Source organism: Thermogemmata fonticola, from assembly GCF_013694095.1.
GTDB lineage: Bacteria > Planctomycetota > Planctomycetia > Gemmatales > Gemmataceae > Thermogemmata > Thermogemmata fonticola.
The window spans coordinates 13,057-36,509 of record NZ_JACEFB010000002.1; the positions used below are offsets into that span (position 1 = coordinate 13,057).

Here is a 23,453-nt window from a genome sequence, read left to right on the forward strand (position 1 = left end):
GCCAATTCCCGTGTATCCTGCCGGTGGGGGTTCGCTTAGGTCAGCTCCGGGTTAGGGTTGCGCAGCCGAGGCAAATAGCTGGTCCGAGGTTTAGTATTCAGTTTTCCGAGCAAGGCGTATTCTCCGGCGCGGAGTTTAGCCGCGGCTACGGCGCTGTGGGGGTCCAGCACGTTGCCGAAGATGATCGCCTGGGTGGGACAAACAGCCTGGCAAGCCGTTCGCACCAAGCCATCCGGTACGATGACCCGCCCCCAACGGTCCAGGTCGTAGCCCGCCGATTTCGGGTCCTGGGGTTTGCGGTAGGCGGAAGCGGGTCCATCGGGGCGAAAGCTGGCATCGACGGGGATGGTCCGCCGTCCCTGAGCGACTTCGGCGGCGGCGATTTTGGCTCCATATTTGGCACGTTCGAGGCGCTGGACGCAGTAGGTGCATTTTTCCATGACGCCGCGCATGCGGACAGTGACATCGGGGTTTTTGAGCATGCGGAGGGATTCGGGAAGTAAGGAGCGCGTCAGGGCGGCGCCTTCGGGAGTCAAAGGCGTGGGCACCCGCAAGGCATCGAGGTGGCGTTTGTTGTAATCGAACCAGTTGAAGCGGCGGGCTTTGTAAGGGCAGGCGTTAGCACAGTAGCGGGTTCCAATGCAGCGATTGTACACTTGCAAATTCAGGCCTTCGGGACTGTGCACGGCCGCGTTGACTGGGCAGACCTGCTCGCAGGGCGCCTGTTCGCAATGGAGGCAAGCCAGCGGCTGGGTAATCACGCGCGGGTCCGCGTCGGCGGTCTGGCCGTCGGTGGAAGAGAAGTAACGGTCAATGCGCAGCCAGTGCATCTCACGATTGCGCTGGACTTCGTACTTGCCGACCACCGGAATGTTGTTTTCCACCTGGCAGGCGAGGACACAGGCCGAACAGCCGGTGCAGAGGGACAGATCGATGACCATGCCCCACTGGAAGGGGCTATCGAGGCGTTCGGGCCGGGCGAGATCGAGAGGGAAGCGGCGCTGTTTATCGCGGGCTGGCATGGGAGGCGGGGGCACTTGGCCATAGCCTGCCTGGTAGCCGCGGCGGAGGTCCTCTTCGCTCAGATGGCCATCGGGCGGCAAGCCGAGCAGGGGGACGGACGGCGTGGAGGCGGAGGAACTATGCCCTGAGCTGTGATCCGCAGACGAGTTGTGATCCGCAGAAGAATGGCTGCCCTCCGGTGCCCTGGAGTGGGACGGCGGCTGCCGGAGCTTGCTCAGGTCGACTTCCCGCACAATATCCCGCCCGTGGGGGATGACGCCGTGTTCCTGGGTGGTCACCAGTGTCGCTCGGCGGCCCGTTTTCTCCAACCGCACCGAGGTGAGGATGTACCGGGCTTGTGAGGTTCGCAGGGGGAAGACATTGGTGCCGCCGCCGGTGATGTGCGCCATGCGGAGTTCCCCGCACTGGCCGAAATGCAGGGCGAGGGAGTAATCCGCTTGCCCCGGCAGCACAAACACGGGGATTTCCACCTGGTAGGAATCGTGGCGGAGGCGGATGACATCGCCGGTGGTCAGGCCAAAGGTTTGAGCCGTTTGCGGGCTGATCAGAGCGGCATTATCCCACACCAGTTTACTGATCGGATCCGGCAGTTCCTGGAGCCAGGCGTTAAAGAGGTAGCGGCCATCGTAAAGCGAGTAGTCGGGATGGAAGGTGACTTCCAGGGCGTCCCGCTGCGGAGCGGAAGGGAGGGAAGAAGGCAAAGCGCGTTGAATGTCGGAAAGCGGGCGCAAGGTGGGACGTAAGGAGGAGCGGCGCTGTTTGTCCTGCTCCGGGGGGAGGAAGCCGAGTTGCTTGTAACGCTGGAAGGCGGCGGAGAGTTGGGGATCATCCGGGGCCAGACCCGCGCGAGCGGCAAAAACGGTGCGGACGAGTTCATAAGCGGCGGAGCGGGCAGACACGTATGAGGTCACCGGCTTGCCATCACGCGGATGCGGGAACTGGGTCAATAGCGCCAGAATCTCCAGGGCGGAGCGGCCTCCGCGGGGTGGAGCTTCCTGTTCAGCGGGTGAAGGAAGGTTGCTGAGGAGCGGTTCGATCAAGGGTTGGATGCAACAGAGGGTGCCATCGCTGCTTTCGGTATCTCCCCAGCTTTCCAGAAAGTGGGACAGCGGCAGATGCCAGTGGCAGAGTTCGGACGTCTGATCGTAGTACAAGCCGACGCGGATAGTGGTCCTGGCCTGACGCAGGGCTGCGGCGAATTGCAGATCGGCCGGGGCCGTCAGAACGGGATTGCCGCCGAGGATGACCAAGGTATCGATGCGGCCTGCACGCAGGGCGTCGGTCAAGGCGGGCAGACCGGCTTCCAGCATTTCCGGCGGAGGGGGACGGAACTCCCAGAGCGAGGAGGCTTCCAGGGCGGCATTGAGGGTATGTGCCAGGGCATGAACGTAGGCCGGCTGGCGATAGCCGGGCAGAATGGCACAGCGTCCCCGGTGCCGAAGCAGGTCTCGCGCCAGCGGTGCCAGCCACCGGCGGGCTGATTCCGGCAACTCCCGTCCCGACGCTTCGTCGACCCTCGCGGGTAGCTCCGGTAGCTTGCCCGGCAGAGAGGGCGACAGCTCGCGCGTCAAGGCCAGCAGAAAGGCCCCCACCAGGCTGGCCGGCAGGCGGAGGCGGTGATCGGCCATAAAGCCGGTGAGTGTGCCGGTGGATTCCACCACGTAGAGGCGGTTAAACTGCTGCGGGGGTCCCTGCCGCCGGCGGGCGAACCGGCGGACCTGCATCAGGCTGTCCAACTCGATTCCCAGGCAATCGCTATCCAGCACGAGCAGGCAATCGATTTTTTCCAAATCCGGCGTGGGCAGCAGCGGTTGCCCGAAGGCGATCTCGGTCCCGCGCAGGACTTCGCCGTAATCGACCGGCTCGAAGGTGTACCACTGCGCCTGCGGCCAATTCTGGCGGAGATGCTCCCGAATGCGGCGCAAAGCCGGGGAAGGGACCTGCTCGGTTAGCACAGCGAAGCCCTGACCCTGAGCGGAGCGGAGGCGGTCGGCCAGGATACGGGCGAAGCGGTCAAAATCGTCCCACCGGCGGGAAACACCCCGTTCCACAACGCTGCTGCTGCGCGGCGACATCACCCGATCGGGACTGTACAAGTCCAATATGGCCGCTTGAGCGAAGGCATCCGTGCTACCCAAACTGGCCGGATGCCGCGGATGCCCTTCAATCTTCGTGGGCCGCCCGTCGTGACTTTCCACCAAAAGCGGCAGGGAGCCGAAGGGGCGCGGCTGAGCTGTAGCGTAAAATGTGGGCAGCCCGTGAACCACATGCCCCACGCGGTCCTCAGGAACAGCGGAGTAGGGGACGATCGGCAGGTCCGGACGTCGGCAACTGGCCAACGTGGCGGCAGCAGCACCGGCCAGGGTATAGGTCAGAAACTGCCGGCGATGCCAATGGGCGGAGAGAGCATCCTCGTCCCGCGGTTCGGCCAGACCAGCGCCAGCGTAAACATTCACAAAACCGGGAAACTCCTCCACAGGCGCCGGAGCTATCGCCTCTCTGCGAAGATAATCAGGAGGATTCATCGTCGCACCGTTCCCTTCGCTCCTGCTGGCAGCCTTGCTTTGAGTCCGGCTCACCTTCGGCTTCGGTTAGCAGGGGTGATCGCTCCGATCATCCCTCAACGATGACAACCCTGGCAGTGCATCGGAGCCTGCACCTGCAACTGCTGCTTGATATCGTAGCCAATGTCCAGCCGGGGCTTGTTCCCGTCCGGCTTCCAGGATAAATTGGTCACCTGCTCGACCGGACGGAGATGCTTCTCTGGCTCATGATGGCATTGCAAACACCAGCCCATCGACAGCGGCTGATCATGGCGCACCATCGGCATCTCGTTGACCGGACCGTGGCACGAGACACACGAGACCCCTTTGTTCACATGCACAGCATGATTGAAATAGGCATATTCCGGCAGCTTGTGTACTCGCTTCCAGGCCACGGGCTTGCCGGTCTCGTAACTTTCCCGGATGAGCGTCAGAAGCGGACTGTTGCCTTTAACATTCGCCTTGCGGGGGTTGTGGCAATTCATGCAGACCTGGGCGCTCGGAACCGTGGCATGCGGAGATTGAAAAACGTGCTGGTGGCAGTAGGTGCAATCCATTCCCAGCCGGCCCACATGCAACTGATGGGAAAACGGCACCGGCTGCTCCGGCATGTAGCCCACCCGCGTATAGCTCGGCAGAGCGTAATAGTACCAGGCGAAGACGAACAACCCTAAGCCGAGCACGGCACCCACCGCCGCCTGGCGCACCTGCACATCCCGCGATCGACGGAAGATCACCGGCACGGAACTTTTCCCCCTTCTGCAACGCCAGCCGGCTCCACCAGCCCGGCTGTGTTGTTCATGCCCCACGGAGCCTGATCCTGCCGTATTCCCGCCGGAATAGCCGCTTTGTGAAACTTTTCACAAAGTAGTCTATCACCCTGTGTCCTGCCAGCAAGGGGGCCCGCGACAAATCGCGACAGCCGCCGGTATAATTCGGTTTCATCGCGGATTTCCCGGAGTGCACCGCTGGATCGAGGAACATAGGATTCGAGCCACACCAGTCCAAGGCTGCTTGCTCCGCTGGTTCGAGGGTGCTTGCCGGGGGAGAATCAGCAAAGCCCATCGATTTCGGAGGAGCAGCGCTGCCGTGAAGTGGAGCGGATCACATGCCCAGGAACCCCTCGAAACCGCGGGTGAGGGATCAATCAGGCCCTCGCACATGGGGTTTCACCTTTTGGAGGAAGAAGTCACGCAATCGGCTGTGCAGTTCGGGCGATAGAGAGGGCAGATCGCTGGCTGCGGCGTTGCTCCGCACCTGTTCTGGCCGCCGCGCGCCGGGGATCACGACCGTCACGGCGGGATGATCCAGGCACCAGCGCAATGCCAACTGCGGCAAGGGCAGCCCCGCAGGAACCAGAGCCTGGAGCTGTTCGACCAGTTCCAGCCCTTTTTCAAACCCTAGCCCGGCGAAGGTTTCCCCCACGTTGAAGCGTTCGCCGTTGCGGTTGAAGCTGCGATGGTCATTGGGAGCGAAGGTTGTCTGCGGCGTATATCTCCCGCCTAATAAGCCGGAAGCTAAGGGCAGGCGTACGATGATGGCCACGCCGCGCTGCTGGCAGCGCTCCAACAACCCGCACAAAGCCGGCGTCTGCCGGAAAATGTTGAAGATGATCTGGAGAGAAGCACAATCGGGATGCCGGAGGCATTCTTCCGCCTCCTCGACGGATTCCACACTGGCGCCAAAACGGGCGATTTTCCCCTCCCGTTGCAATTGGCGGAGCGTGTCCCAGAGTTCCTCACGCTGCAGTTGTTCTCGCGGCAGGCAGTGCATTTGCGTCAGGTCCAACTGTTCGATGCCCAAGCGCCGGAGCGACGCTTCGATGTGCTGGCGGATGACCATCGGCTGGAAATTCTCCGGCCAGCCAGGGGTCGGGAAGCGCCCAAACTTGGAGGCGATAAAGAACCCCTGGCGGCCCCGTTCGCGCAGAAAACGGCCAATGAGAGACTCGCTGCGCCCCACACCGTATACGTCGGCTGTGTCCAGAAACGTGACGCCGGCCTCTGCCGCTGCATGCAACACCGCCAGAGCCTCGGACTCTGTGATGTCACCCCACTGGTCGCCCCCGAGTTGCCAGCATCCCAGCCCGACTTCGGAAACCGGTACCCCGGCAAACAGCCGACTCTTCATGCTGGTTCCCTCGCGTCAAGTTTCCAGAAGTTTTTTCCCCACCGTGGTCTGAGAGTTTCCCCACTCGCAAGCCGGAAAACCGGAGCCGATCGATGCCGTCGCAATCGCGGTTCCAGCCGCACCGGATAACGGTTCCACCCGCCCCCCAACTCAGGGATGGGCCAGAAAGCCGGAAAGCCAGAAAGGTAAAGCGATGAGGGCGGGAACACTCAGGATCGTGAACAGGACCAGCGCCGCCTGAATATACCAGGGGTAGCCACTTCCTTCTAACCCTGGTTCCGGCAGGGCAGGGACCATGACGTTCCTCCTTTTCACGACGATGGCGGAAAATGCGGCCTGCGCTGGCAGCCACGCCCTGGAAAAAACAGTTCGCGGGCAACGATAGGGAAAGACCCTGGTCTTGCCAAGTGGCGGCGGCCTAACACCAGGGGGAAAAGAGCCGAGTCGATGGCAGGGGGCAGCAACGGCTCGTCGGTTGCCAGCCGTCCTTTCATCACCGAAGCGATTCGAGGATGTTCAGCCGCATGGCCGAGAGGGCAGGCACCAAACCGCCCAAACGGCCCATGATCAGGGTGAAGAGGAAGCCGGCTGCCAGAATTGGCCCATCGACGATCATGGTCAGCGTGACGCTCTTGCCGCCGCCTTGGCCTCCGGACATGGTACTGCTGGCTTCCCACCCATCGGCCAGCAATCCCAGCAGGCAGCCCAGGGTGCCACCGATCACCGCGATGGTCAACGACTCGATCATGAAGGAAATGAGGATTTGCCAGCGCTTGAAGCCGAGAATCCGCAACACTCCGACTTCCTTGATGCGAGCGGCGATGGAAGCGAACATGGTATTCATGACGCCGAAGACTCCCCCGACGGCCATAATCACCGCCACCAGAATGATGGCGGAGAGGAACTGTTCGTTGGTTTTTGTCAGTTCGCGGTAGTAATCCGGCTCGGCGAAGGCCTTGAGCTTGGCCTGCTCGTAGACCTCGTTGAGGTACCAGGCCATGGCCTTGGCGCTAGCTTCGGAGTCATCTTCCATGCGGAGCACCAGGGTGGTGAACTTGTCGCCTTTGCCGCTGGCTCGAACGACGGGGTTCTCGCTGCCAGTCCAGATTTCCGAACCGTAAGCAGTGCCGCCCGTCTTCATGATCCCGACCACCTTCCAGTAGCGGTCGCCGACCTCGAAGGTGTCGCCGACTTCCAGCCGTTTTTTCCCGATGTCTTCTCCTAAGATCGCCGCCACACCTTGACCCAGCGTGCATTGGAGATACTGCCGTCCATCGGGAGCGGGAGGGCCGGGGTCGATGGCGTTGGCGCTGAACCAGCTTCCGCCGGGTTCCAGCTCGATGTTGTGCACGGCGGCACCGATGCGGACATCCTGAAAGGCCCGGATTTGCAGGAAGCGCCGCCGCGGCAATTCCCCGGGCGGGGTTGGCACCGCTTGATTCATCACGAGATAGGCTTCCCGGCTGGCCAAATAGACAGCTCCCGGCAGGTCCTTGGGAGCGTTGGGGGGCAGGCGCTGCAACGTCCCATCCGCTGTGAAAATGGCCCGTGCCACACCCACGGGGCCAATTGGACGGCCCCACTGGTCGGATGTGATCACCTGGCGCTCCACATTGTCCGCATCGCCGCGAGCCATGTTACTGAACAGCTCGTCGGTGGAACCTTCCGAGAGGACGAGGACATTTCCCGGCACCCCGGTGCTTTCGTTGAGCTTGTACATGCCGTTGACGAAGGCGAGCAGAATGATGACCAGGGCTACGACCACAGTGAAGGCCAAACCGGTGAGCAGCGTATCCCGCTTACGGACCCAAAGGTAGCGGAAGTTGTAAGCCAGCGGCACGCGCCCGATGAACAGGAGCAGGACGAAATCGGCGGCATACATGGTCAGCAAGACGAAGGGCCACTGTTCGATGAGGGGGCGGGGCATGAGCTTCCACAAAGGAACCGCCAACCAGGGAGCCAATTCGGGGTCCAGCATCAGGCGCAGGCGGGGAGAGCGCGGCAGACGTTCGGCAATCTCGGCTTCCACCTCCGCCAGGCGTTCTTCCGCTTCGCGCTTCTCGATCGGGCCGAGGTTTTGACGAGCGGCGGCCTTACGCAACGTGTCGCGGCGCTCCAGCAACTCCGGCGCTGTCAGCCAGACCTGGCCCGGCGGCAGATCGGCTGGCGGGGGATCATCCGGCACAAAATCCGCCACCGAATACCCCAGGAGCTTTTTAGCGACGATGCTCAGTTGCCCACTGGACGGCGGGAGATGGGACACCACTTCCAGAGCGAAGGCGAAGAGCACGATGAGCATGGCGACGGCGGTCAGGAGCGCGAAGAGTCGACGGCCCAGCCGTTGCCGCCAATTCCGGGCCGGCGGAACGGTTTCCGTCAACACCGCCTCATTCGGCGAAACCGCCGGCAAGGCTAAAAGCAACACCGAAAGCGGCAGGAGGGAAAAGCCGATGGTAAAGAGCGTGCCAATGAGTCGACGGAATGACCGCCACGCTCCCAACGCCACCTTCCCTCCCCGCCGCAGGGAGTCCCTCAGGCGTGTCCCCCAACCCGGCAGGCTGGCCTCGGCGGTCAGGACAGGTGCGGCCATAGGTGCTTCTCCGAGTCTGAGCCCATCTTCGAATGTCCTATGATGGCTTGATCCTCTCCTGGTGCGATGAAGGAAGACTCAACTGATCCGGGCGAACACCTCGGCGACTTTGACGCTCCGGGCGTTCCAGGCCGGACCCAGGCTGCCGGCGCAGGCGACCGCCATCCCTAGGGCTGGAGCGTACAGCAGCGCTTGCAGCGGCACGATGAACGAACCGAAGAAGATGATCTGGAACTTGAAGCTGCCGAGCATGCCCCAGGCCAGGCTGCTGCTCATGATCCCGGCCAGAAAGCCGACCAGCAGGGCTTCCCCCAACACCAGAACGAGAATATGCCGGGGTTGGAAGCCGAGCACCTTGAGCACCGCCATCTCCGTCCGCCGCTCCCGCACCGATATGCTGATGGCGTTGGCGACCACCAGGCTCATGATCCCGATCATGGACGGCACGAGGATATACTTCATTCCCCAGAAGATGTCTTTGAAGGCGGCCAGCCACGTACCGATGCCGCTCGAGGCCGTCTCCATCTTGATCGGCACCTTGCCGAAGTATTTCGGGTCATTCACCATCGCACTCAGGCGTTCAAAGGCGGCCTTATTGGGCAGGCGGACCCAGATCAGGTTGACGCACTTCTCGGCCATGGGGTGGGGTTCGCCAGTCTTGTTCACGCTGCGGTCATTGCGGTAGGAGTCCAATAATTGCAGCAAATAAGAGCGGTTCATGAAGCTGACCCCTTCGTACCGCCCCTCCGGCAGCTCGCCGATGATGTCGAATTCAAACACCAGGTTCGGATAGTTCATGCCGTAGGATTTGACCCGTTGGCCGACGCGCAAATTCAGCATCTTCAGCCGGCTTTTGCTCATGACGATGGCCTGGGGGTTGCGCATCATTTCGTCGGCTGCCGCTTCCAGTTGACGCCGCTCCTCGCCCGTCAGGTCCTCCAGGCCGTCCATCATCGTGAGAACCTTGTTCGGCTCGAGCGCAAACAGGAAGATCATCGTGTCCCGCCGGGGATTGATCTTGTCCGTGGTGGTCAGCACGAATGACCAACTCATCAGGTCCAGATCCCCGTTGACGGGGCGCATATCCGGCGGCAATTCCTCCAGGCAGATGCGTTTGAACTCCTCGTAATAACCCGGCGGCATCTGGCTGGGAATGAGGGTCTTGTGCGTGACAATCGCCTTGAAATTGGCCTCTTTCTCGGTTGTGGCGGTGTTGATCATGTGCAGCACGGCGTAAATCAGGCACAAGACAAAGGTGAGCACGAACAGAGCGACGTAGGTCAGCGAGGTGCGCAGCGGAGAGCGGCGTAAGCCCCGGAACATGATCACGACCAGTTTGGCAGGAAATGCCCCGCTCAGATGGGCCACCACATTGGCCAATTGTTCGATGCCGAAGAGCACCAGGAAAAACGCCGGTAGGGTCAGTAAGCCCAGCAGGATGGCTCCGATGATAAGAGCGGCCAAGAGGCCCAGCAGGTAACCGCTCAGCAAAAACAGCGAGGGATCATAACCGGTCGGGAAAAATTCGGTGGGTAGGCCGTACATCATCGGGCATGCTCCTTGGCAGAAGGCACAATCCGCTTCGGGTGCCCCAGTCGGGCAGAGATGACGTCAGAGCGGGTCAGCTTGGTCATGAGAGGCCCTCCTTGTTGGCTCGACGGCATGAGAGGATGCTACGCTTCGGCCGTCAACAGGGGTGAAGCGGCGGTGTCAAGCACCAGTTGCCCCTTCTCCAGGTGGAGGACACGTTGGGCGCGGGCGGCCGCCTTGGGGTCGTGGGTGACCATAATGATCGTCTTGCCCAACTGAGCGCGCAGGGTTTCCAGCAAGGTGAGGATTTCGTGGGCGCTGCGGGTGTCCAGGTCTCCGGTCGGCTCGTCGGCGACGATCAGCTCCGGATCGGTGACGATGGCCCGCGCGATGCCCACCCGTTGCTGCTGCCCGCCGGAAAGCTGGCCTGGACGATGGTGCATCCGGTTGCTCAGCCCGACGAGGTCCAGAGCCGTTTCCACCTGCTTGCGCCGCTGCTGTCGGCTCAACGGTAGCAGCAAAAGAGGCAACTCGACGTTCTCATACGCCGTCAATACAGGGAGCAGGTAATAAAACTGGAACACGAAGCCGACGTGTCGGGTCCGCCAGCGGGCCAATTCGCTTTCCGACATCTCCGAGATCACCTGATCGCCCACGATGATTGTCCCGGAGGTGGGTTGGTCCAGTCCGGCGATCAGGTTGAGCAGGGTCGTCTTGCCGGAGCCGGAGGGACCCATCAACGCCAGGAACTCGGCATGGCCGACATCGAGGTTGAGGTCTTGCAGCACGTCGATGGTTTCGCTGCCGCGGCTGAAAGACTTATAAAGATTGCGGACCTGGACGAGCGGTTGTTCGGGGGGCATGGGCAGTTTCTCCTGCGTCTGCGGCCGAGGAATGGGATGTGCTGGGCCAAACGCCTTCACTCCGGCGTCCGGCGGTCTTCGTCACCCCAAGGCTGATCGGTCGCGGTGTTGAAGACGAAGGGGCGATTGTAAATCGTCGCTACGACGCTCATCTTCGGCTTGAGGAAAGAGCCAGGTTCCTCTCCCAGCGGTAGATAGACGCGGATGCGGACCTTGATCACGTTTTTGGTGTCGTCGGCAATGGGCATGATGCGATCGACCACGGCGCGATAAGGCCGGTTCGGATCAGCGTCGGCTTGCACGAGGCAGTCGAGGCCGCGGCGGATTTTGGTGATCTGGCGTTCGGGCACGTCGATTTCCACCTCCAGCTTGGCCAGATCCGCCATGGAGCAGATGCCGGCGGCGACATTGAAGGACATGGGGCTGACCAAGGCCCCGCGATCCGCGACTTTGGTCAAGATGGTGCCGTCGATGGGGGCGCGGACTTCGCAGTTGCGCAGGAGGCGGTGGGCTTCCTGGAGGCGGGCTTCGGCCTGGCGCAATTCGGCCTGGGCTGCTTCGATCCGTTCGCGCCGGGCGCCCATCGTCAACAGGGCGAGGCTGGCCTCCAGCCGGGCGACACGAGCCGCGGCGGCCTTGAGGTCGGCATCCGCCCGTTCCAACTCTTGTGCCGAGACCGTGCCGGTGTTCCGCTGGGCACTGAGCCGCTTGACCTCCTGATCGGCCCGCACCCAGGCGGCGCGCGCTTCCTCCAGTTCCGCCTCTGCTTGCCGCCGCTCTTCGGGACGGACTGCCGCCCCTGTCAAATCGGCCAGGCGGGCCTTCGCTGCTGCTACCGCGGCCTGAGCAGCGTAATAGTCATGCAAATACCGGTTGTTGCGAATCCGGGCGAGCACTTGGCCCTGCTTGACTCGATCCCCCTCCTTGAAAAAGATCTCCTCGACCACGCCGGAAATGTCATCCGGGCTGAGATTGATCTGAAGCGAGGGAATGACATTCCCTTTGATTTGCAAGAGCAGTTCGCCCGGAGCAGGGGTGGAGCCGGGGCGCGGGGTCGTGGAGGGCGGCCCTCCGCTGGAAGTGGAGAAGGACGCAGGCGTGCCGGAAGCTGCCGGGCTGGTGCCCTCGGGTCCGGGAGCCGGACTGATCAGCCCGCCATTACGGTACGCTCGGATTCCCACTCCGGCCCAGGCCACGGCCATGAGAATGACCAAAATCCACGGCAGCCAGACAGCACGGGAGCGCCCGTTGCCAGGGCTTCGGCCCAGTTGCGTGTCCAAGCGTAATTGCTGCACTCGGTCGACCAGGAGTGCGCCATCGGGGGACGGCGCCGCTTGGCTTCGGTTCTCCGATGTAGAAGTGTTGGTGGCAACACTCATGATTTCCCCTCGGATGGACTCGGCGAAGACGGGGTTTTCGCTGGACAGGTCGCGGCAGCGGGACCGTACCAGGGAGCCAGCATCTGCAAGCAAGCCTGCAACATCGCCGGGCGGTGGAACGCCTCCGGATCGATCATCAACTGCATGGTCAAGCCGTGAATCAACGCCTGAATGATGCTGGCGAGAATGACCGGGTCCACTGCATGGGGCGCAGGAACACTGCTTGCGATGTCCGCGGCGATGTGCTCCCGCCAGCTCCGATACATGGCGGACAAACGTTGCCGGTAGTCCTCGCGGTGGGCCATCTGGGCCAGAAAGTTGTACAGCAAGCTAAACAATTCCTGTTTGCTCTCCAGCGGTTCGCGGCCCAGCCCCAAGTGCTCTTCCAGACCCCGGTGCAAGCACTGCCACGCTTGGCCGGTGAAGGGGCGGGGCAAATCCTCGGCCGCCAGACGCTCCTGAATCATCCGCCGGATCATCCGCTCGTACACCGCCAGCAGAATGGCTTCCTTGTTCGGGAAATAGTAGAGCAACTGGCCGCGGCTCATGCCCGCCAACTTCTCGATCCGCTTCAGCGACAGCCGGGCGATGCCATGATGGGCGATAATGGATTCCGCAGCATCCATGATCTGCTCGCGCCGCTTGCGGGCGGTCTCCGATTGCTGGCTCTCCGCCGTGGTATTCCACATCTCCAGCCAGCGGCACACCGCGGCCGGTAGGGACGAGGGAACCCCGGCCCCCGCTGCTGTCGGATTGCTGGGGTTATTCGCTTCCGGTGGCGTCGTCTTGCCGTCCCTCATCCCATTCCGCCCATTCTAAGGTCCTATCCGCGCCTTACCCCATTCCCAAGTTCCAAGATCAGCTTTCGGCCCCCGCGATCCTGGGAACGTCATCCTGGCAACGTCAAGCACGAAGAAAGCGACAACGGAACCTGCCTTTGTCCTTAGCGAGACCAGTCGAGTTTTACCGTGAACTTCTCATTAGACCGCTTGGACTAGTCCATCCGGTCTAATCCCAGTGTATTGTTAGACGGCGCTTCCTGGCTAGGTCAAGGGGAACTGATAGTTAAAGGTGGTAAAACTGGGTGAAATATTCGGGCAAAAACTGTGGAGAGGATTGGGAGGGGGATGCGGGTTCAGATGGGACGCTGGGTAATAGCGGTAACGCAGGCACTGGCAAGGCGGGAATTTGGGCAAAGTCGGCGCAAGGGTCCGCGCTGGTGGCGCTCATCCCAGGAGCACGGAAATTGCCATTGCGTGAGAATGGAACGGTGCGTAATGTAGGCAACCCGCGCAGTCTGCCGCGATGGAACGGACTAATGCCGGCCGCAGGCCGTTGGCATCGGGTGCAAACCGGACCGCTACGATGATCAGGCCACGCGGAAGCCGCCGAATCGGGAGCGAGAAGGCAGAGCAGCGAGAACCAGGACCCGAAGGGGTTGGGGTGAGACCAGCGAGGAGCCGATGAAGACACCGCTAGAAGAGCAGGCCCACGTCCTAGGCGAGATGGGATTGACGCGGTTTTTCCGCCGCATGATGGCTGAGAAGCCAGACGTACTCATGAAGAATGTGACGGTAGAAGCCGTCCGTCCAGGCCGCTGGATTCGGGTCGAGGGACGATGGGTCCGGAACTTCGGCTCGGATAGTTTTTTGGGTTTGGATCAGCATCCGCGCGTGCAGGAGGCGTTGGTGCGAGGGGTGCGGCAGTGGGGGACTCATAACGGGACCTCCCGCGCCTTTTCCAGCGTAGCGGCCAACGTCGAAGCGGAGCAGCGGCTGGCGGCCTGGCTGGGAACGGAAGCCGCCGTGATGTATCCTTCCGTTTCCCTGGCGAATATGGGGGCCTTGCCCGCACTGGCGACACGCCATGATGTGATCGTAGCGGACCAATACGCCCACAATTCCATTGAGGAAGGAATGCGGTTGGCCAAAGCCCGCGGCGTGCGCTGCGCCAAGTTTGCCCACAACGATCCCCAGGACCTGGAGCGGACCTTGCGTGCCCTGCGCCCTTATCGCCGGGCCGTGATTGCTCTGGATGGCGTGTACAGTATGAGCGGCCAGCTTCCCCCCTTGCGGCAGTTCCAGCACATCGCTTCCCTCCACGATGGGTTTCTTTATGTGGATGATGCCCACGGCACCGGCGTGATTGGAGAACAAGGCCGCGGGACGGTTTGGGAAACACTGGGGCACTACGAGAATGTCGTGGTCATCGGTTCGCTTTCCAAAGCCTTGTCCTGTCTCGGCGGTTTTGCCGCGGCGAGCCGAAAGGTCGTCGAAATCCTGCAACTGCGTTCGCAACCCCTGATTTTCGGCGGGCCGGTCCCGCCCCCTTATCTGTCGGCCCTGCTGGCGGTGTTGGACATCCTGATGTCACCGGAATACGTCCAGTTGCGGGCTGCTCTGGATGCTAATGTTCGCTGCTTCGTCGAGGGGGCGCGCCGCTTGGGGTTGGTCCTGCTCGGCGGCTGCGTCCCAATTGTCTCGGTGCTCGTCGGCCCGGAAGACACCACCCTCCAAGCCGGACGCTTCCTCTTTGAACGGGGGTATTACGTCCAATCCGTCGTCTTTCCGGCAGTGCCTCACGGAGCCGGAGTTTTACGGATTCAGATCAATTCCAATCATACCGACGACGCCATCCACGGGCTGGTGGAAGCCTTGGCCGAGTTGAAGCGGGCTTACCCTCTGCCAGAAGCGGAAGCGAACGTCCCGTCCTGTTCCCCCCCTGTGTTGTCCGTGACAGCGATTCCGGCTTAGGAGAGGTTCGGCGTGTTCCGTGACAGGCTCCGTGCACTTCAGATTGCTGTGGGGAGGAACCCGCCGATGCCCTGGCTGCTCCTGATTCTCGCCGGACTGTTCGAGTGTGGCTTCACGACCTGCTTGAAGCTTTCCGAAGGACTCACCCGGCCCTTCTGGAGTGCCGCATTCCTGGTGCTTTCGGTGATCAGTTTTGGTCTGCTGACTTTGGCAGCTCAGACCATTCCGCTGGGCACGGCCTACGCCGTCTGGACCGGCATTGGAGCGTTCGGGACCGCCCTCATCGGCATCCTCTGGTTCGGTGATCCGGTCACCTTCTGGCGGATCGTGTTCCTCTCCGGCTTGATCATTTGCCTGATCGGCTTGAAATGGGCCTCGCCGGATTAATGGTGTGCAAAATATCCGCAGGTCTTTCCTCCTTGCCGCGGGAATTACAGAGAGGGAGCGACGAGGCTAGCAGGAAGGAAACGGCGGCGCAAACGATCCCTGCGGTCAGTTGGCGGACATGTTCCCGGAGGCGGGCGGGGGATCGCCGTCCGGTTGGGAGGACGCCGCCGCTGGGCTGGGGGAGGAAGTTCCATCCGCAGAGGGCTTATGCTCCACAATGGTTAGGAGATGATGGGGTCGGCGGGTGCGATAGAACTTGAAGTTGGCGCCGTAAGGGCAGCTATCGACCGGGTGCAAGTAAATGCCGAGATTCCCCCACTTGCCCTCCACCAGAACGGGCTGATCCGGGCTGACGTAGCGGACAATCGCGGTGTGGGTGACGCCGTAGTCCGGGTTGAAGTAGACAGCTAAGTCGTTCGGGCGAGGGTCGGAGACCTCCTGGTAGCAGTTGTCTTCCAGGATTTTTAGCACATCCTGCCCGCTGAGGAGATAACGCCCGGCGGTGAAGACCCAACCGTGGCAATTGCTCCGGTCATCGCCGAATCCGCGCAGTATGACGTTATCGATGTAGCGGGTGGATTCTAAGTAGCGTTTCTCCGCTGCCTGAACCGTTTCTGGACTGCGCACTTCGATCGGTTCGCCGAGGGGAATATGCCGTCCGCGGTCCGTGATCGCCACGGCATCCCGCACCTGCACGTTGCCGGCTACGCCGTGGATGAGCATCATCTCTTCCATCACGGCGTCCGCCATCTGATCTTCCCGCCGTTCAAACTGGAGGATGCCTGCCAGAGCCAAGCAGGGGCCTGCCACCACGAGCAGAGCGGAACGCAGCCACGGCTGATGCGTCAGGTGGATCAGACGGACCGCACCACGCGTCCACAGCGAGCAGCCCCAGAGGCTATGGACCAGCAGAGCTGCCCCCACAATGGCGGCGAACGCCGGCAGGCAATCCCACCGCTCGATCAGCCCCAGCACCGCCGCCCCAGGCAACACGGCGAGTGCTGCACCCAAGAGTCGAATGATCGCGTGACGCCGCTGAGTCGCCAGATGGTTGATGCCTAAGAAAAACAGGCTCAGGCCGGCACTGATGCTGATGAACAGGGTGGTAAAGTGACTCTCGGACATGGAAACCTCAGCATTCGGGCGGGGATTGTCCAGGACGGACAGCTCGGCGGGCGGGCCGGAAACGGATCCGTACGCTTTCCGTTTCAGACCCAGTTATAGCGGCTCTGAGGTTAGAAACCGCTGAATGAACGATGAGTTTCGCACTTTGCGGGAAAACCGCCCGACTGATGAGAAATCCCTGAAAAACTGGACGAAATGCAACGGGGGAGTGCGGGCAGCCGGAGATCACAATCCGCCCCGGCCCTCATATTCCGCGTCGGAGCGAAAACGCTGCTCCTGCCACGGATCGCCCCGCATGTGATAGCCGCCGTGTTCCCAGCTTTCCCAGAAACCAGGGCGGTCCTCCCGGAGAAACTCGACACCCCGGACCCATTTGGCGCTCTTCCAGGCGTAAAGCCGAGGCACCACCAGCCGCACGGGGTAGCCGTGCTCCGGTGTCAAATCGCTACCGTTGTGCTTGAGAGCAAACAGGGCATCTTCCGCGAAAAAGTCCTCCAGCGGCAGGTTGGTGGTGAAACCATGCTCGCAGTGGATCATCACGTAGCGGGCCTCCGGTGAAACGGCCACATGCCGCAGCAACTCCCGCGTGGCGACGCCTTCCCACAAATTGTCCAGCAAACTCCAGCGCGTTACGCAGTGCATGTCCGCCCGGACCTTCACCCGCGGCAACGCCTGGAATTGCTCCCAGGTGAAACGGACCACCCGATCGACGAGCGGCACGGGGAAAATGACAAAGTCCCACCGCTGCGGATCAAACGCGGGAACCGAACCGGCATGCAGCACCGGCCACTTGCGCGTCTGCACCTGCCCCGGCGGCAAACGCCGCTCCCGAAGTACATCCGGACTGATGATGATGTTTTCCTCGCTGCTCATGGCCTCCTTCTCCCTCTGCCTTGGCTCTGCCTCGCGATCGCACTCCCCTCCCGAAATGGGCGGGCGCTGCCAATCTAGCATCCCTTCCTTTTGTTCGGCTCCCTGAAGCTGTTTGACACTGCGGGTGAATTTTACACTGCGGCTGAATCCTCGCTGCCTTCCCCTTCCGCCTGCGGTGAATTTCGCCTCATGCTCTATGGCTAATTCTTAGCCGCTTCTGGTCACGCCCTGGCCACCGGCCTATGCCCCTCGTGGAATCTGCCGCCATCGAGAAGGCCAAATCCGCCAGGTAGATCATCCGTCGTGTGGTCCTGACTCGCTGTTGGAATAAAGTTTGCACGAGTGTGATACCGCTGCTTTCGGCATTACGGGCGAGACAGGGCCGGTTGTGTGTTGATCCTTGCCTTGAGAGTGAGAGAAGGAGGAAGCACTGTGATGCTGCACCACTGCAAGGTCTCCTTTGGCCGGAAGGCTTTTACGTTGATTGAACTGCTGGTCGTCATTGCTATCATCGCCATTCTTATCGGCTTGTTGTTACCCGCGGTGCAGAAAGTGCGCGAAGCTGCCGCCCGGATCAAGTGCCAAAATAATCTCAAACAATTGGCTCTCGCCGTCCACAATTACGAATCGGCTCACGGCCAGTATCCGCCGAGCATGCTGGTTCCGCTGGGTACGACATTCACCACAAACAACGGATCCTGGTCCGTGCACGGTCGTATTCTCAGCTACATCGAGCAAGGCAACGCTGGTGTGCGCGTGAACCTGGAGCTAGCCTGGGATGCCCAATTGGCTACCGGCGTGCCCCAAACCCGCATCCCGGTTTTTATGTGCCCCAGTGAGGTGAACGATCAGGTCCGCCTCAACAGTAGCGGAGCACCTTACGTTTATCCCTTGAACTACGGCTTCAATTTTGGCACCTGGCTGGTGTGGAATCCCGTGACGGGCCAGGGGGGAGACGGCGTCTTCTTCCCCAACGCTCGCCTGCGCCCTCCCAGCATTACCGATGGCTTGAGCAACACCCTGATGATTGCGGAGGTCAAAGCCTTCACCCCTTACAGCCGCAATATGACCACTCCTCCTTCGCTCACTCCCCCCGCGAGCGTTGCTGAAGTTGTCGCCTACATTGATGCAGCACCCGACAAGAAAATGGGGCCTGCCCTCAACAGCAATACGGGTCACACCGAATGGCCGGATGGCCGCGTCCACCACAGCGGCTTTACCACCGTCTTGACGCCCAACACCGCTGTCCCTTGTGGGGCGACGCCCTGCGTTCGTCCTGAAGCCGATTTCAACTCGCGACAGGAGGGGAGTAGCACCACGATTCCCACCTGCGCCGCCATCACCGCTCGCAGCTACCATCCCAACCTGGTGAATGTCGCCCTTATGGACGGTTCCGTTCGTTCGGTCCGCAATGAAGTGACTCTGTTGGTTTGGCGTGCCCTGGGAACACGGGCCGGTGGCGAAGTCTTCAACCCCGACTTCTGATCGGTTTCTCAGGGCAAGCCGATCGCCATTCGCTCTTCCGTTTCCCCTTGGTTTTCCAGTTACCCCGCGTAGGCAGCGGTGCAGCCTTTTCCGGCGGGCACCGTTGTTTTTTTCGGCAGCGCTAGCCACAATGCTGGCAAGGGTTGGCTTTCTGGCCCAGGTGTCGGCGTGTGTCCTTCACTAAGGGAGAAGACGCTATGTGTTCCCCTTCCGTATTGGCCGCTGCTTTGGGAGAGATGACACGGCGCGAAGCAATGCATTACGTCGCCGGGATGCTGTCCGCTCTAAGTCTGTCTGCCGCGCGTTCCCATGCGGATACGCCGCCGCCCGGCGCTGTGGCCGACCCACCTGCTCCGCTGCCGCCTCGCCGCACTCTGGCTGCCGATCACGTGGCGGACCTGACCCACACGCTCTCACCGGCCTTCCCCATTTGGCCCGGCAATGCGCCCATTTCCCTGACGAACAAAAGCCAGTTCCGCCGGGATGGTTTCTATGCCAATCGTTGGGACATCGGAGAGCATCACGGGACCCATTTGGATGCCCCCGCCCACTGTTCCGCTGATGGACCGACCGCGGAAAAAATTGCCCCAGCCGCTCTGATCGCTCCGCTGGCGGTGCTGGACCTGCGCGAACGAGCGAAACGGGAGCCGGACACCGCCGTGACTCTGGAGGACCTGCATCTGTGGGAAAAACGGCACGGCCGCTTGCCCCCCGGCGCCGCCGTCGCTCTCTGGAGCGGCTGGGATGACAAGGCCCAGGACGCGAAGGCCTTCCTCGGCTCCGACTCCACGGGCACGTTGCACTTCCCCGGCTTTTCCAAAGCCGCCGCCGAGTTCCTCCTTCACGAACGTCAGATCGTCGGTTTGATCGTCGATACCCTCTCGATTGACATCGGTCCGTCGGCGGATTTCCCCGTGCATAAGCTCTGGCTGGGTGCCGGGAAGTGGGCGGTGGAGTGTGCCGCCGGCCTGGGGCGCGTGCCGCCCGCGGGTGCGACGGTTTTCGTCGGTGCGCCGAAAGTCGCCGGGGCTTCCGGCGGCCCCACACGCCTGCTCGCCTTCTGGTAGCCACAGGCGGACCTGGAGCTGGACCCCGCAAACGCCAGCTTTCCCAGCCGGACACAGACCGCACGAATCGGGGATGAACACAGCGGTGAAGAATGGACCGCCTGGGCGGCGCCTGACTCTGGCCCGCACTTGCCTGCATCCGAGGACACCAAGCAGTCACGACGGCGACATGGAGGCATCCCCCGCAGCCGAGGGAACATCCTCGTTGTCTTCTTCCGCCGTCAAGGGCGCCTCGGACATCTCTTGCAAGCGCCGCAGGAGCTGCTTGAAGTTGACCGGCAGGTAGAGTACATCCGTGCGGCCATTACGCATGACATCCGCCTCCCATTCCGCCTGCTGCGGAGTCAGGAGCAAGACAGCCGCCAGCGGATGCTCCTTTTGCTGCGCGAGGCGGGCGACCTCGTTGAAGGCCTCCACCGCTTCCCGTCCCACCGTACCGCCGTCCATCACCAAGGCATCAAACGGCTGCTTGCGGAACTGTCGCACGGCGAGTTGCGGATCGCTGGACAGGACGACCCGGTACCCCTTCTGATTGAGCTTGCGGAACGGCTCCTTGAGGCTTTCCCGCGCTTCAATCACCACGAGAGTTTTCGGCTCTTGGGATGGAGCAGCGGAGGTGGCCACGGTCCCGCCGCGCAACTCCTGGCGGCACTGCTGAATGGCATCGAGCAGTTCCGTGGGGTTCTGCAAGCGCTGGGCCGGATCGAATGCGACCATGCGCTGCAAGAGCCGCATCAACGGTGGGGTCAACCCCTGGGCCGGCCCTTGACGGCGCAAGGTCTCTTCCACCTCCTGATACCGCCGGGCTTGCATCCGGGCTTGACGGTCTCGTGTCACCGGCATGAGCGGTTGACCCGTCAGACACTCGTAAAGCACGCAACCGAGGAAAAAAATGTCGCTGCGAACATCTCCCGGCTGCTGATGGGTCGCTTTTTCCAGCCCAGCGTAATCGACCGTCCGGTCCACAGCGATGTCTTCATCCAGGTCCTCTTGCCGCTGCAAATGCAAGGTGGGGGCGTGGCTGCTGATCTGAGCCAGGCCGAAATCCACCAATTTCGTTTGGCCCGTCTTGGCCTCAATCAAAATGTTCGTCGGCTTGATGTCCCGGTGGGTCAAACCCCGTTGCCAGGCGTACTCCAGTCCCTGCGCGCACTCCTCGATGATCCGCAGCGCCTCGTCCACCTCCAGCTTCTTGCGGATTTGCAGAATATCCCGTAGATTGCCCCCTTCGATAAACTCCATGACGATGTAATACTGCCCTGTGGGAGCATCCTGGCCCACCGCCAGCACCGACACGATATTGGGATGCCGGATCGACATCCCCAGCTTCCCTTCCCGCAGGAACAGGTCGATCTTCTGCTTGTCCATCGTCCACTTGTTGCGCAGGACCTTGATGGCCACGACTTGGCCGGTCCGCGGATCGTCTCCCCGATACACGCGCCCGAAGCTGCCGGAGGCGATCTTGTACAAAATCCGATAACCGCCGAGGAAATACCCTTCGGTATCCCCCTTGCGCAACTTGTGGCTCTGGAACGGCGACAGGTACCGCTTCCGTTCCAGCAGGCGGATCATGTCCTCACCCGGTGCTTTCTTGTTTCCCAGTTCTTCCAAGCATTCCTGCACCTGCTCCTCGGTTGCTAGCCCCAGCCGTATGACCAATTGGCCGATTCCGGAGGCGTCGAACGTCGCCGTCATAGTGTCTCACTGCTTGAGGACCTCTTCACTGCGCGGGCCTTCCACCACCCACGTTGGTTACCTTAGCACCCCTGAGCGCCCTTCGCAATCGCTCTACGCCAGAAATTGCTCCCGCTTTCCCCGCAGATTCCGTCCTCCCGGCAGCCTTCTCCGACCCCTCTTGGCAGCCTTCTCGGACTCCTGCCAAGGTGTCGGCTTCTCCTCCGGTCTCTTTCGTTTCGATTTCGTTCCCCGCAGGATTCCTTGACAAATGAAAAAATTATGAAAAATAGTTCACTTCATTTGACTTCTCTCCGTTTATTGTACATACTATCAGTAAGCAACCGAGACCGGGCGCTGACCTGCGGTAAGGCGGCTCGTAAGCGGCCGCTGGAGGTGGGACGCGGCGGGAAAGCGGGCACCACTGGTACAAGCAGCAGTCAGAATGCCTAGTCAGGTTGTCGGATCGAAAGTGGAGTTCCCCAACCACCGTTTCAGGAGGGTGAAACATGAACAGCTTGAAGATGAACAGCCAGAGCCGAAAGGGAACGCTGCACGGGCGGGACGTTGATTGCCAGCACAGGCAGTGTGCCGGTCAACGTTGCGGCGGATCCGCTTCCACAGGGCGCGTCGCATCCAAGCAGGCGGCAGAGGCGGTAGCCGCCAAAAACGCCACGGCTCCCACCATGAAAGCGGCGTTCCAATCGAATGCCTCGCGGATGGCTCCCAAAAGCACAGGAGACAAGGCCGCCCCCAGATTGCCCCACATGTTGCCAAAGCCCAACGCGGCTCCCACGTTCTTCCCACCCACATCCTGGGCGAACGCCCACAGCACCGGATTATGCAAATCGACCAGGAAGGCCATCACTCCCAGCACCAGCACCACAGCCCACGGAGATGTGAGCAGTGGGACGATTCCCAAAGCCAGAGCGCAACCTGCCAAGGCGATGATCAGGGGAACGCGCCGCCCCCAGCGGACCCCGAAAGCGTACCGGCAGCCGTCAGTCACCCAGCCGCCGAAAAACATCCCGCAGCAACCGATGAACAAGGCCGTCGATTGCATCTGCCCCCGCTCTTGCAACGGCACATCAAACTGTTCGTTCAGATAGCTCGGCATCAGTGTGATGAGGAACCCCCAGCCGAGATTGACGCCGAACTGCATCAGGCTGAACAGCACCATGTTCGCGGAGCGGAAGCAGAGGGCGAATTGGCGGCACAAGGTGGGCAGATAGGCACCACGGTGGGCCGAGGACGAACTCTCTGGACGAGTCGGAGAGTCCGGCGGCTGATCGCGCACCAGTCCCCAGAAGATCAGGGCGACCAGGATCCCGCACAGGCCGTAGGCGAAGAAGACGTTCCGCCAGGGAACGCCAGAGGGATTGTCCCACATGCTCCAGGTGTAGCCGGCCAGGAGTGCAGCGGTCGCTACCGTCAGCCAGGGAGCGATCGCGCCGCCGATCCGCCCGCCGAGGGCGACCAGGGAGCTGAAGCGCCCCCGTTCGTGGGGCCGCGCCCAGGCCTTGATCAAACCGGCTGCCGCGGGATACGCCCCGGCTTCCGAAACCCCCAGCAGCAGCCGCATCGCCAGCAGTCCCGCCAGGCCTTGCACCAAACCTGTGGCGAACGTCACCGTGGACCAGGCGAGGAAGGCCAAAGTCAACACACGGCGAGCGCCATAACGATCCGCCAGCATCCCCACCGGCACCTGAAAGAGGGCATAGGTGAGGAAAAACATCCCCAGCGCGGTATTCCGCTCGCTGTCACTCAAGCCTAGGTCGGTGCGGATCGGGTCCGCCAGGGTCGAAAAGCAAACCCGATCGATGTACAGCCAGAATGCAGCAGCGGCGGTGATGCCGACGACAAGCCAACGTCGCATGATGTCTGGTCTCCCGCGGCACGAGGCAGTGGAATCTGCGACGGCTTCACGACTTTTTGACGCGGTTTTCCCATGATCCCTGTTGGCGGCACACGGCGGCGCCCGCTAGCATATGCTCACGGCGGGTTGAACCGCACAGGCCGCTCGGTTCCGGA

The 23,453-nt window shown here is 61.8% G+C and carries 17 protein-coding genes; 4 read left to right on the plus strand and 13 right to left on the minus strand.

Translation table 11 applies throughout. From position 1 onward, the window contains the following. Window positions 1–35 precede the first annotated feature (35 nt). The 9 genes from H0921_RS03680 to H0921_RS03720 form a co-directional block, all read right to left on the minus strand. Window positions 36–3,548, minus strand: coding sequence for a 4Fe-4S dicluster domain-containing protein (locus H0921_RS03680; RefSeq protein WP_228498978.1), 3,513 nt, complete (start codon window positions 3,546–3,548; stop codon window positions 36–38). A gap of 95 nt (window positions 3,549–3,643) precedes the next feature. Next, window positions 3,644–4,309 carry a cytochrome c3 family protein gene (locus H0921_RS03685; protein ID WP_315851841.1) on the minus strand — a complete coding sequence of 222 codons (666 nt, stop codon included), beginning with the start codon at window positions 4,307–4,309 and terminating at the stop codon, window positions 3,644–3,646. A gap of 400 nt (window positions 4,310–4,709) precedes the next feature. Continuing rightward, window positions 4,710–5,696, minus strand: coding sequence for an aldo/keto reductase (locus H0921_RS03690; protein ID WP_194536701.1), 987 nt, complete (start codon window positions 5,694–5,696; stop codon window positions 4,710–4,712). Window positions 5,697–5,846: 150 nt separating this feature from the next. Beyond that, window positions 5,847–5,993, minus strand: a complete 147-nt coding sequence (locus H0921_RS03695) for a hypothetical protein (RefSeq protein WP_194536702.1) — start codon at window positions 5,991–5,993, stop codon at window positions 5,847–5,849. 196 nt (window positions 5,994–6,189) lie between these two features. Beyond that, window positions 6,190–8,286 (minus strand): ABC transporter permease, encoded by a 2,097-nt coding sequence (locus tag H0921_RS03700; protein ID WP_194536703.1) that lies wholly within the window; start codon window positions 8,284–8,286, stop codon window positions 6,190–6,192. Window positions 8,287–8,364: 78 nt separating this feature from the next. After that, a complete protein-coding gene (locus tag H0921_RS03705) occupies window positions 8,365–9,834 on the minus strand; it encodes an ABC transporter permease (RefSeq protein ID WP_194536704.1) in 1,470 nt (489 codons plus the stop codon). A gap of 125 nt (window positions 9,835–9,959) precedes the next feature. Then, window positions 9,960–10,679, minus strand: coding sequence for an ABC transporter ATP-binding protein (locus H0921_RS03710; RefSeq protein ID WP_194536705.1), 720 nt, complete (start codon window positions 10,677–10,679; stop codon window positions 9,960–9,962). A gap of 56 nt (window positions 10,680–10,735) precedes the next feature. After that, window positions 10,736–12,058, minus strand: coding sequence for an efflux RND transporter periplasmic adaptor subunit (locus H0921_RS03715; protein WP_194536706.1), 1,323 nt, complete (start codon window positions 12,056–12,058; stop codon window positions 10,736–10,738). Next, window positions 12,055–12,858 carry a TetR/AcrR family transcriptional regulator gene (locus tag H0921_RS03720; protein ID WP_194536707.1) on the minus strand — a complete coding sequence of 268 codons (804 nt, stop codon included), beginning with the start codon at window positions 12,856–12,858 and terminating at the stop codon, window positions 12,055–12,057. Before H0921_RS03720 ends, H0921_RS03715 begins: the two co-directional genes overlap by 4 nt. A gap of 663 nt (window positions 12,859–13,521) precedes the next feature. Between H0921_RS03720 and H0921_RS03725 the strand changes: the two genes are divergently transcribed. Next, entirely contained in the window at window positions 13,522–14,811 is a 1,290-nt protein-coding gene (locus tag H0921_RS03725; RefSeq protein WP_194536708.1) for an aminotransferase class I/II-fold pyridoxal phosphate-dependent enzyme, read from the plus strand. 66 nt (window positions 14,812–14,877) lie between these two features. Beyond that, window positions 14,878–15,198: a DMT family transporter gene (locus H0921_RS03730; RefSeq protein ID WP_194536709.1), complete on the plus strand. Its 321-nt coding sequence runs from the start codon at window positions 14,878–14,880 to the stop codon at window positions 15,196–15,198. Window positions 15,199–15,303: 105 nt separating this feature from the next. Here H0921_RS03730 and H0921_RS03735 read toward each other — a convergent pair whose 3' ends face one another. After that, window positions 15,304–16,323: a hypothetical protein gene (locus H0921_RS03735; protein ID WP_194536710.1), complete on the minus strand. Its 1,020-nt coding sequence runs from the start codon at window positions 16,321–16,323 to the stop codon at window positions 15,304–15,306. 225 nt (window positions 16,324–16,548) lie between these two features. Then, window positions 16,549–17,196: a sulfite oxidase-like oxidoreductase gene (locus H0921_RS03740; RefSeq protein ID WP_194536711.1), complete on the minus strand. Its 648-nt coding sequence runs from the start codon at window positions 17,194–17,196 to the stop codon at window positions 16,549–16,551. 435 nt (window positions 17,197–17,631) lie between these two features. Between H0921_RS03740 and H0921_RS03745 the strand changes: the two genes are divergently transcribed. Both H0921_RS03745 and H0921_RS03750 read left to right on the plus strand, forming a co-directional pair. After that, on the plus strand, window positions 17,632–18,681 hold the full coding sequence (locus H0921_RS03745; RefSeq protein WP_194537131.1) for a DUF1559 domain-containing protein: 1,050 nt from the start codon (window positions 17,632–17,634) through the stop codon (window positions 18,679–18,681). A gap of 197 nt (window positions 18,682–18,878) precedes the next feature. Continuing rightward, complete coding sequence (locus H0921_RS03750; protein ID WP_194536712.1) at window positions 18,879–19,748, plus strand: cyclase family protein; 870 nt, start codon at window positions 18,879–18,881, stop codon at window positions 19,746–19,748. Window positions 19,749–19,904: 156 nt separating this feature from the next. On the opposite strand, the gene H0921_RS03755 is transcribed toward H0921_RS03750, so the two are convergent. Next, entirely contained in the window at window positions 19,905–21,443 is a 1,539-nt protein-coding gene (locus tag H0921_RS03755) for a serine/threonine-protein kinase (protein ID WP_194536713.1), read from the minus strand. 574 nt (window positions 21,444–22,017) lie between these two features. Further along, a complete protein-coding gene (locus H0921_RS03760) occupies window positions 22,018–23,298 on the minus strand; it encodes an MFS transporter (protein WP_194536714.1) in 1,281 nt (426 codons plus the stop codon). Window positions 23,299–23,453 lie beyond the last annotated feature (155 nt).

Bases quoted from the DNA above. Each gene is read 5' to 3' on its own strand.
- H0921_RS03730 (WP_194536709.1), top strand. From the start codon at position 14,878: ATGCCCTGGCTGCTCCTGATTCTCGCCGGACTGTTCGAGTGTGGCTTC.
- H0921_RS03720 (WP_194536707.1), bottom strand. From the start codon at position 12,858: ATGAGGGACGGCAAGACGACGCCACCGGAAGCGAATAACCCCAGCAAT.
- H0921_RS03710 (WP_194536705.1), bottom strand. From the start codon at position 10,679: ATGCCCCCCGAACAACCGCTCGTCCAGGTCCGCAATCTTTATAAGTCT.
- H0921_RS03705 (WP_194536704.1), bottom strand. From the start codon at position 9,834: ATGATGTACGGCCTACCCACCGAATTTTTCCCGACCGGTTATGATCCC.
- H0921_RS03725 (WP_194536708.1), top strand. From the start codon at position 13,522: ATGAAGACACCGCTAGAAGAGCAGGCCCACGTCCTAGGCGAGATGGGA.
- H0921_RS03715 (WP_194536706.1), bottom strand. From the start codon at position 12,058: ATGAGTGTTGCCACCAACACTTCTACATCGGAGAACCGAAGCCAAGCG.
- H0921_RS03680 (WP_228498978.1), bottom strand. From the start codon at position 3,548: ATGAATCCTCCTGATTATCTTCGCAGAGAGGCGATAGCTCCGGCGCCT.
- H0921_RS03760 (WP_194536714.1), bottom strand. From the start codon at position 23,298: ATGCGACGTTGGCTTGTCGTCGGCATCACCGCCGCTGCTGCATTCTGG.
- H0921_RS03740 (WP_194536711.1), bottom strand. From the start codon at position 17,196: ATGAGCAGCGAGGAAAACATCATCATCAGTCCGGATGTACTTCGGGAG.
- H0921_RS03745 (WP_194537131.1), top strand. From the start codon at position 17,632: ATGCTGCACCACTGCAAGGTCTCCTTTGGCCGGAAGGCTTTTACGTTG.
- H0921_RS03700 (WP_194536703.1), bottom strand. From the start codon at position 8,286: ATGGCCGCACCTGTCCTGACCGCCGAGGCCAGCCTGCCGGGTTGGGGG.
- H0921_RS03695 (WP_194536702.1), bottom strand. From the start codon at position 5,993: ATGGTCCCTGCCCTGCCGGAACCAGGGTTAGAAGGAAGTGGCTACCCC.
- H0921_RS03735 (WP_194536710.1), bottom strand. From the start codon at position 16,323: ATGTCCGAGAGTCACTTTACCACCCTGTTCATCAGCATCAGTGCCGGC.
- H0921_RS03690 (WP_194536701.1), bottom strand. From the start codon at position 5,696: ATGAAGAGTCGGCTGTTTGCCGGGGTACCGGTTTCCGAAGTCGGGCTG.
- H0921_RS03750 (WP_194536712.1), top strand. From the start codon at position 18,879: ATGTGTTCCCCTTCCGTATTGGCCGCTGCTTTGGGAGAGATGACACGG.
- H0921_RS03755 (WP_194536713.1), bottom strand. From the start codon at position 21,443: ATGACGGCGACGTTCGACGCCTCCGGAATCGGCCAATTGGTCATACGG.